The sequence below is a fragment of the Hymenobacter terrenus genome (genome assembly GCF_000972495.1).
Classification (GTDB): Bacteria; Bacteroidota; Bacteroidia; order Cytophagales; family Hymenobacteraceae; genus Hymenobacter; species Hymenobacter terrenus.
The window spans coordinates 1-8061 of sequence record NZ_LATM01000065.1; the positions used below are offsets into that span (position 1 = coordinate 1).

The following is an 8061-nucleotide window of genomic DNA, read 5'->3' on the forward strand; positions in this document are numbered from 1 at the left end:
CTTTGTCCTGAACACCAATGGCTACCTGCGCCTCGGCCCCACGGCGCCTGCCCCCCCCTTCTTTCCGAACGGTCCACAAAGCATTAGTGGAAGCCCTTGGAGCACCGCTACCGAAACCAATCTGATCCAGCCGCTGAACCTGGACCTGGAAGGCACGGCGACCACCGACTACCGCGTGGCGACGACCGGCGCGGCGGGGGCCCGCGTAACGACGATTCAGTGGAAGGACGTGAGCGACAAAGTCGTGTCGGCAGCGACGGGGAAGCAGCTGGCGTCTATTTCGTTCCAGGTGAAGCTGTACGAAACCTCGAACCGCATTGAGCTGGTGTATGGCCCCGCCACGGCTGGGCCAGGCCCCGAGGCCTTCAAGGCCGCAGTGGTGGGCATTAAAGGGCCGAACACTGTTCAATCGTCCGCGGTCACGGTCGTCCCGACCGCGAGCGTCAGGGCCCTCAAAACCTCGACCCGAGCCTGGAACCTCACCACCCTTTCGCAATACGCACCCGCTGGTGCGGCGCACGGTATCCAGAATTCGGTCCTCCCCGACGCGGGTCGCACGTACCGCTTCGATCCGTCGCCGGCCACCGATGCCGCGGTTGTAAGGATTGATGCGTTAGCAAAAACACCGCTGATGCCCCAAGCCGTGCAGGCCGTAGTGCAAAACTTTGGCACGAGCCCCCTGCTCAATCTGCCCGTTACCCTGACCGTGACCGGGGTCAATACTTTCACGGACACGCAAACCATCGCCTCGCTGGCTCCGGGCGCGATGGCGACGGTTTCGTTTGCCGCGTACACGCCCGCCACGATTGGTACCAACACCCTGTCCGTCACCGTGCCAGCCGATGCGATAACGGGTAACAACGCGCAAAGCGCCACGCAACTGATCACGACCAACACGTTTAGCCATGTGAATACGACAACCCCTGGTTCGGCGGGTTCCTTCGGCTACGGCGGGCCAAGCCAACAAGGCGCGTTTATCGCAAAGTTTACCACCCCCGTCGCGCGCGCACCATCGGGTCCGTCGGCGTCGGGCTCACGGACGTCAATAGCATTGGCAACACCGTGTATGCGGTCCTGGTCCGCTTCTCCGGCACGCTGATTGCGCGCTCGGCCGACTACGTCGTGCAGCCCGGGGACATTAACACCATCAAGTATTTTGATCTCACGATCAGTGCGTTCCCAATCCCCTTTCCGGTCGCTGCGGGGGGCAGCTTCTATGTAGGACTGGTACAAACGCCGCCCGTGGGGGGCACCCGCTATTTCCCTTTAGCGACGGTTTCACAAGGGCGTACGCGCCCAGATACGTTCTTTTCCATCCCTGAATACAAGGACAGTAATTTTTGCCTCAGTTGCCTAATCGATGTAGTAGACAGATCATACTCGAGCCCGGCCTTTGTGATCGAGGCCCAAGATGGCACCGCCCCCCCTCTCAGCACCTCAGAAGCACTCAGTCGCGCCCTCTCCCTGTACCCGAACCCGACGGCTGGCGTGGTGACCCTGGAGGTGCGGGGGGCCAACGCCAACGGCAAGCCCGAGGTGCAGGTCACCAACCTGCTGGGCCAGACCGTTCACACCAGCGCGCTGCAAGACAATTCCCGCCACGAGCTCAACCTTTCGCACCTGGCCAAAGGCCTGTACCTGGTCCGGGTGCAGACCGGGACCGAATTCACGACCCGCCAGCTGGCCATCACCAAGTAGGCCACGACCCGGACTCAAAGAAAAAAGGCCGCCGAGGGGCGGCCTTTTTTTGTGGATCAGCGTGGTTGCTCCAGCAGGGGTGTTATTAAACACATGGGCAAAACCTCCATGTTAGATCGGCAGGTGCTTCTCTTTTCGATTTAATACTTGGTTAAGCAAGAACGCCTCGGATGAGAGGGCAGGAGTACTCAGGTGACCGTTCGCTACTCTCTTTCGCTAGTCTTACGGGACGTGCAATACGTCCTCTTTGGCTACTCTTACGGTGTATCGGTACCTTCTCAATAGTATGTAAGCCGGTTGACTTCTGAGTCGGAGGTTTTACTCAGTTTGATTAACAACACCCCTCGTAGATTCCGGGCTCCTTACAGTTTACGTTCACCAGAAAAGGAATATGAATTCATTTATAATCATGTTACTTGTCCTGGGTTTAACGCAGGGAAGTATTACAGGCATCATCTTCTTACTACTGCGTAACAAAGACCGGTCACTCAAATGGCTAGGACTGTTTTTAATAGCCTATAGCATGCCCTTCATCACGTGGCTATTCGTCCGAGCCGGGTTGGTGGAAAAGTATCCGCGGATCGATTTTCTGCCGATAGGGCTTCACTTTGCTGTAATGCCCCTATTTTACCTGTACGCGAAGAGTCTTACCAGCACCTTAAACCGCGCTACGATACGAAGAAACCTACTGCCGGCCCTGGTGGAAGTTGTCCACTATACCATCATATGCTGCCTCTCCGAACAGGCGTTTCAACTATTTATACAAGGCCCCTACTTACGGGTATATGTCCTTGTGTACACCCTAGGATTAAACGCGTTCAGTATTGGGTATGCGGCACGAGTCATCCACTTGGTACAGCGGCACCAAGACAAGGTGCTGGGCTTTTACTCCGATTTACATGGGCGGTGGCTAGGATGGGTTAAACTTACAGCCTGGGCCAACATCACCATCGGCGTACTTGATATTGTCGTCATCTACCTCATTTACAATTATGTTGATAAGCAACTGTACTTGATGCTGAGTGTGGCGTACTCCGTGGTAATGATTTATTGGGTTGCTATATCGGGTTTACGACAAAGTAATACGGCGATTTCCTTTCCGGTAGAAAATGCGCCTGTGCCGATCAGCCCATTGGTAAGCGCTGGCCTACCAGTGGAGCAGCTCGCCCTGCCTGAAAGCGAGGAGGGTGAAAACAAAGCGGAGGAGGATGTAGGCCAGCAGGCGGACTTTGAGCAGATCACCCGGTTTATGGAACGCGGTGCCTACAAAGACTCGGATCTGACCTTGGCGGGGCTGGCCGACCAGCTGGGTCTTTCCTACAAAAAGGTATCCTCCCTCATCAATGAGAAAGCGGGCATGAACTTCAACAAGTTCGTGAACCAGTACCGGGTGGAGGAGGCCAAACGGCTCCTGAGCAACAGCGCCTATGATCATTTAAATCACGTGGGTATCGCCCAGGCCGCTGGGTTCCAGACGAAGTCGACCTTCTACCGGATGTTTCGGGAATTCACGGGCGTCACCCCCAATGCTTATAAGAAGGAGATTCCCCACTAAGACCCTCGATGACCTACGCAAACAAGTCCGAAATCATGATTTCGGACTTGTTTGCTTTTTGGCAAAATAGCTTTCTCTATAGCCTAAGCCTAGTTTTGCCCCAGTTCCTTCCTGGTATCCTACCACAGGCCCCGCCGCTAAAAGCGGCTACGCTCTCCTCCTCCCTCTACGACGCTTTTCCCCCTTGTAACACGCCTTTACTCGCTCATGAACCTCCCCCGCGTACGGCTACTCGGTAGCCTTCTTGCCTGCCTCGCCTTCGCAGGACTACGAGTCCAGGCCCAACCCACTTCTTTCCGACCGCCTGTGTTTGATCCGTTCGAGCTTCGGAAGAACAGTGAAGGGTACTTCGGTGACATCGACAACGACGGCGACCTGGACCATTTCCTGCCCCAGGTGGGCGGGATTCTCTACACTGAAAACATCGGCACGCCGACGCAGCCCTTGTTCGCGGCCTCCGTCGCCAACCCCTTTGGCCTGCAGACGGCGGGCCTGGACTTCGCCGGCATGGCCATCGGGGATCTGGACGGCGACGGTGACCTGGACTTGCTACTGGAGGGTGATTTCAGTACTATCGGGGGGTACTACGAGAATACCGGCACTGCCACGACTCCTGTCTTTGGGGGAGATGGCGGTATTCGCGCACCATTTGGCTTGGTGTTTCCCCGCATCGTTAAGGGGTACAGCACCATCTTCAATGTCGACCAGTATGATTCCGATTTCAAGCCCGTGTTCGCCGACCTGGATGGGGACCGGGACCTAGACTTGTTCTTCGGCGCGTTCTATGGGGATACCTACTACTTCCAGAACATTGGCTCGGCGACGGCCCCTCGGTTTGCCAACATCGTCGTCAACCCTTTTGGCCTGGGGAATGTAACCCGGGAGAGTACGCCCGCCTTCGCGGACTTGGACCGGGACGGTGACCTCGACGCGTTTATTGGCAACCGCGCCGGCGACGTGCACTACTATCGTAACACGGGGTCGGCCACGGCCCCCGCCTTTACCGCTGCCGGCACCAATCCGTTTGGCCTGACGAACGTGAACAATCGGGCCCACATCCGCTTCGCCGACCTGGACGGCGACGGCGACAGCGATGCGTTCGTCAGGGGCCTCATACCTATCGTAGCCGCGCCCGATAGGGGGGCTCTTTTTTACTATGAGAACGAGGCCGTACCGGCCGGCCCAGCCCGGCTCCTGCAACGCATCGATGGCTTCGGGCCTCTGCCCACGCTCACGACAGCCACGCTGAGCTACGCTATCACCGGCGTAACGGGCGGGGCTTCGGGCAACCCGATCAGGTATTACAGCTCCGACCCAACGGTGGCTACGGTCAGCGGCAACGTTATCCTGACCCAGGCGCCGGGCACTGCCACCATCCTTGCCACGCAGCTGGGGAATTCAGCCTATGCCTCGGCTACCAACGTGAGCCAGGTCCTCACCGTGCTCGACAACCCGAGTAAGGTTGCCCAAACCATCACGGGCTTCGGCCCCATCCCGTTGCAGCCGACGGTTGGGGGAACCTACACCATCCCGGCCGTAACGGGGGGCGCTTCGGGCAACCCGGTGGTGTTTACCAGCTCTAACCCCGGCTTCGCCACGGTCAGCGGGAACGTCGTCACGTTGGTAACGCGGGGCGAGGTGACGATTACGGCCACGCAGGACGGAAATCGTTTCTACGCGCCGGCTCCCCCCGTCGTCCAACCCCTCACCATCGGCACGCCCCGTCTGCCGCAGGTTATCACGGGGCTCGGGCCGGCAAGGTTGCCCGACTTGATCGTGGGCAATACCTATACCATCACCGGCGTAACGGGCGGGGCTTCGGGCAACCCCGTCACCTACAGCGTGAGCAGTGCCGGGGACGTGGTACGGGCCTCGGTGAGCGGCAACGTGGTGACGGCCCTGGCGGCCGGGACGGTCATTGTACAGGCTGAGCAGCTCGGCAACGACGACTACGACGCGGCTAGTGCGGAAACCGTCCCCTTGCGGATTATCGAAGACCCGGCCAAAACACCCCAAGTCATCACCGGTATTCCCCTGCCCATTCCTACCCAGCGGGTGGGCGCGACCTACTCCTTCGCCAGTGCGACGGGCGGAGCCTCCGGCAACCCCGTCGTGTTCACCAGCTCTGATCCGGTACACTATCCGGTCAGCGGCACTTCGGTTGCTTTTCTGGCCCCGGGCACCGTCACCATCACGGCCACGCAGGCCGGTAATAGCCTGTACCAGACCGCCCCGCCGGTCCGGCGAACGTTCCGGGTGACGTTCGACCCGGGCAAAGCCTACCAGAACATCCTCGGGCTGGGCATCGTCCCGGACCTGGCGGTGGGGGCCACCTACACGCTGGCCGATGTGCGGGGCGGGGCGTCCGGCAACCCGGTGGTGCTCACCAGCTCCGATCCGGCCATCGTGTCGGTGAGCGGCAACGTACTCACCGCCCGGGCCCCGGGCCTCGTCACGATTACGGCTAACCAGGCCGGCAACGCGGGCTATAACCCGGCCCCGGAGGCACGTACGGATGCACGGGTGCAAGCGGTTCTGACGACTGCTTCTGGCGCGGCGGGGACGCCCATGCCGTTTCAGGTGTATCCTAATCCGGCCAACGAAGGGCAGTTTTTCGTGGAGGCCGCCGAGCCGAGCACCGCTGTGCTCTACAACGCTTTGGGGGCGGTCGTTCAGACCCTGCCCGTCAAGGGCAAAACGGCGATACGGGGCCTCTCCCCCGGGCTCTATATCCTGCAGTTGCGTAACCGGCACGAGAGCCTCCGCAAGAAAGTCATCGTCAACTAGCTCTGCACTGCTGCGAGGTGGTTTACGCACGATGGACAGAAACAGGCCGTATCTGTCTTGCGTGTTGTTTAAACAACTGGGGAAACCTTCGCCTCAGGAACCGACTCGCCTACTTGCTAGTGATCGGGTACGAACAGATTGTAAGAACCGTGAAAACCGGTGATCTTACACGCCCCCTATCTCAGCCAGAAGCTTGTTGCGTGCGGCCACCATTTCCGCCACCCGACCACGAAAAAAGGCCCTCAATGTATTGTTGAGGGCCTTTTTTCGTGGTCGGATAAGGCATCTGATTGTACCTCACTCTAGCGCTACCCCTAATTAACCGGTAGAGGCCGGCGCGGGCCGCAGCACTAACTTCGTCGAAGACGTGCGCCTCCAATGCTGCCACGATGCCCACGCCCGGGTCCTGGACCACGAGCCGCGGCCGGCGAGTGCTTCCAAGCGCACCAGCACCCAATCCACGCCCGAGGGGAATTGGAGGGCGCGATAACTCTCTCCTGGGCCACGACGGGGTGCACGGCCGCATCATCGCGCCCAGCGGCGCGGAAAACAAGCGGGCGCGCCTGGGGTTAGGCGAGTGAAAAATGAATAAGATGATGGCAGTGGCAAAGCAGGCCTGGCAGTTGATGCGGCAAACGGGCGCGGGGTTCTGGCGCGACAATGTACTGCAAATGAGCGCGTCGTTGGCGTTCTACACCGTCTTCTCGCTCGGCCCCATGCTGCTGGTGGCCTTGTTGGTGGCGGGCTTTTTTTGGCCCCCCGCGGCCCTGGAGCGCCACCTCTTCGGGGAAATCCAGGGATTGGTCGGCGCCGCCAGCGCCGCCCAGATCCGCGCCATCCTGCAGCATGCCGCCCTAGGCAGCAGCCCGTTGCGGTCCGCCCCCGGGGTGGCGCTCTTGCTGTTCGCTGCTACCTCTGCCTTCACGGAAATTCAGGACTCCCTCAACACCATCTGGCAGTTGCGGGTCCGGCCGGGGGCCGGCTGGCAGATGCTATTGCGTGCCCGGCTGCTGGCCGGGGTGCTGTTGCTCGGGCTGGGCGGCCTGCTCCTGGCGTCGGCGGCCAGCGCGGCCCTGGTCGACGGCGGTCTGGATCGGGTGCAGGCGCTGTTCCCCCGCGCCGCCGCACCGCTGTCCCACGCGAGCGACCTGGTGCTGCGCTGGGGCATAACGGGCGGCTTTTTGGCCGTCCTCTACCGGGTGCTGCCCGCCGCCCACCTCCGGTGGCGGGACGTGGCGGCGGGGGCCGCCCTGGCGGCCGCGCTGTTCCTGCTGGGGCGGTACGGCATTGGCTACTACCTGCGGACCACCGACCTGGGCCGCGCCTACGGGGGGGCCGGCGCGTTGGCGGTGCTGCTGGTGTGGGGGTACTACGCGTCCCTGGTGCTCTACGCGGGGGCCGAGTTCGGCAAGTGCTACGCCCTGCGGCATGGCGGCCAGATCCAGGCCGGCCGGTACGCCATGGCGGTGCAGACGGTGCCGGTGGCCAGTACGCCTGGCCACGGGCGGGTCAACGAGCGGAGCTGGGACCACCCCGCCGGGGAACTGCAAAAAGCCCAGGACGCCCGAGATGCACATCCGTACAAACGTGGCCTTCGTTAAACGCGGGGGTTGAAATCGTCCTGCAATTGAGTATTCATAAGGCTTTTGCGCTATAAACATCGGGTTTTTACAAGGTTTCATCGCTGCCGTTAAACAGGCTTCACCGGTTGCATAGCTGCCCGCCCACCAGCAAGCCGTCATCTGCTCGGCCGCGTGTTGAAGTGGCCTGTCGTCCAGCAGCGGGTAACGTCAAGAGCAAGGCCGAATCGGTCAACCAGGTGGGGTGTACCAGCGCCACCGGTGGCCCCACTTTCTGGCTCCATTTTAGGCTCCTCAGCCGCGCACTAGCAGGCGTAAACCGACCAAACCCTGGCGACCGGGAACCAGCTGCCCGTTTAACCTTTGTACCAAACTTTTAACCAAGGCCATCCTTTTGAGAGCATCAAAAAGTGTGGGGCAATGGGGAGGCAAGCGTCTGGC

6 protein-coding genes are annotated in these 8061 nt (G+C 60.6%); all 6 read left to right on the forward strand.

Translation table 11 applies throughout. The annotated features are described in order from the left end of the window. Positions 1–1099 (forward strand): CARDB domain-containing protein (locus WX88_RS26130; RefSeq protein WP_046247380.1); only part of this gene is annotated, 1099 nt, incomplete at its 5' end. A gap of 296 nt (positions 1100–1395) precedes the next feature. After that, positions 1396–1698, forward strand: coding sequence for a T9SS type A sorting domain-containing protein (locus tag WX88_RS31110; RefSeq protein WP_197076979.1), 303 nt, complete (start codon positions 1396–1398; stop codon positions 1696–1698). A 409-nt stretch (positions 1699–2107) separates the two neighbouring features. After that, positions 2108–3253, forward strand: a complete 1146-nt coding sequence (locus tag WX88_RS26140) for a helix-turn-helix domain-containing protein (RefSeq protein WP_046247382.1) — start codon at positions 2108–2110, stop codon at positions 3251–3253. A gap of 306 nt (positions 3254–3559) precedes the next feature. Continuing rightward, positions 3560–6040, forward strand: a complete 2481-nt coding sequence (locus tag WX88_RS26145; RefSeq protein ID WP_046247383.1) for an FG-GAP-like repeat-containing protein — start codon at positions 3560–3562, stop codon at positions 6038–6040. Between the two features lie 389 nt (positions 6041–6429). After that, the gene (locus WX88_RS31115) at positions 6430–6621 is read left to right on the forward strand and encodes a hypothetical protein (RefSeq protein ID WP_197076980.1); all 192 of its coding nucleotides are present in this window, start codon (positions 6430–6432) and stop codon (positions 6619–6621) included. A gap of 3 nt (positions 6622–6624) precedes the next feature. Then, positions 6625–7641 carry a YihY/virulence factor BrkB family protein gene (locus WX88_RS26150; protein ID WP_082116326.1) on the forward strand — a complete coding sequence of 339 codons (1017 nt, stop codon included), beginning with the start codon at positions 6625–6627 and terminating at the stop codon, positions 7639–7641. Positions 7642–8061: the final 420 nt, after the last annotated feature.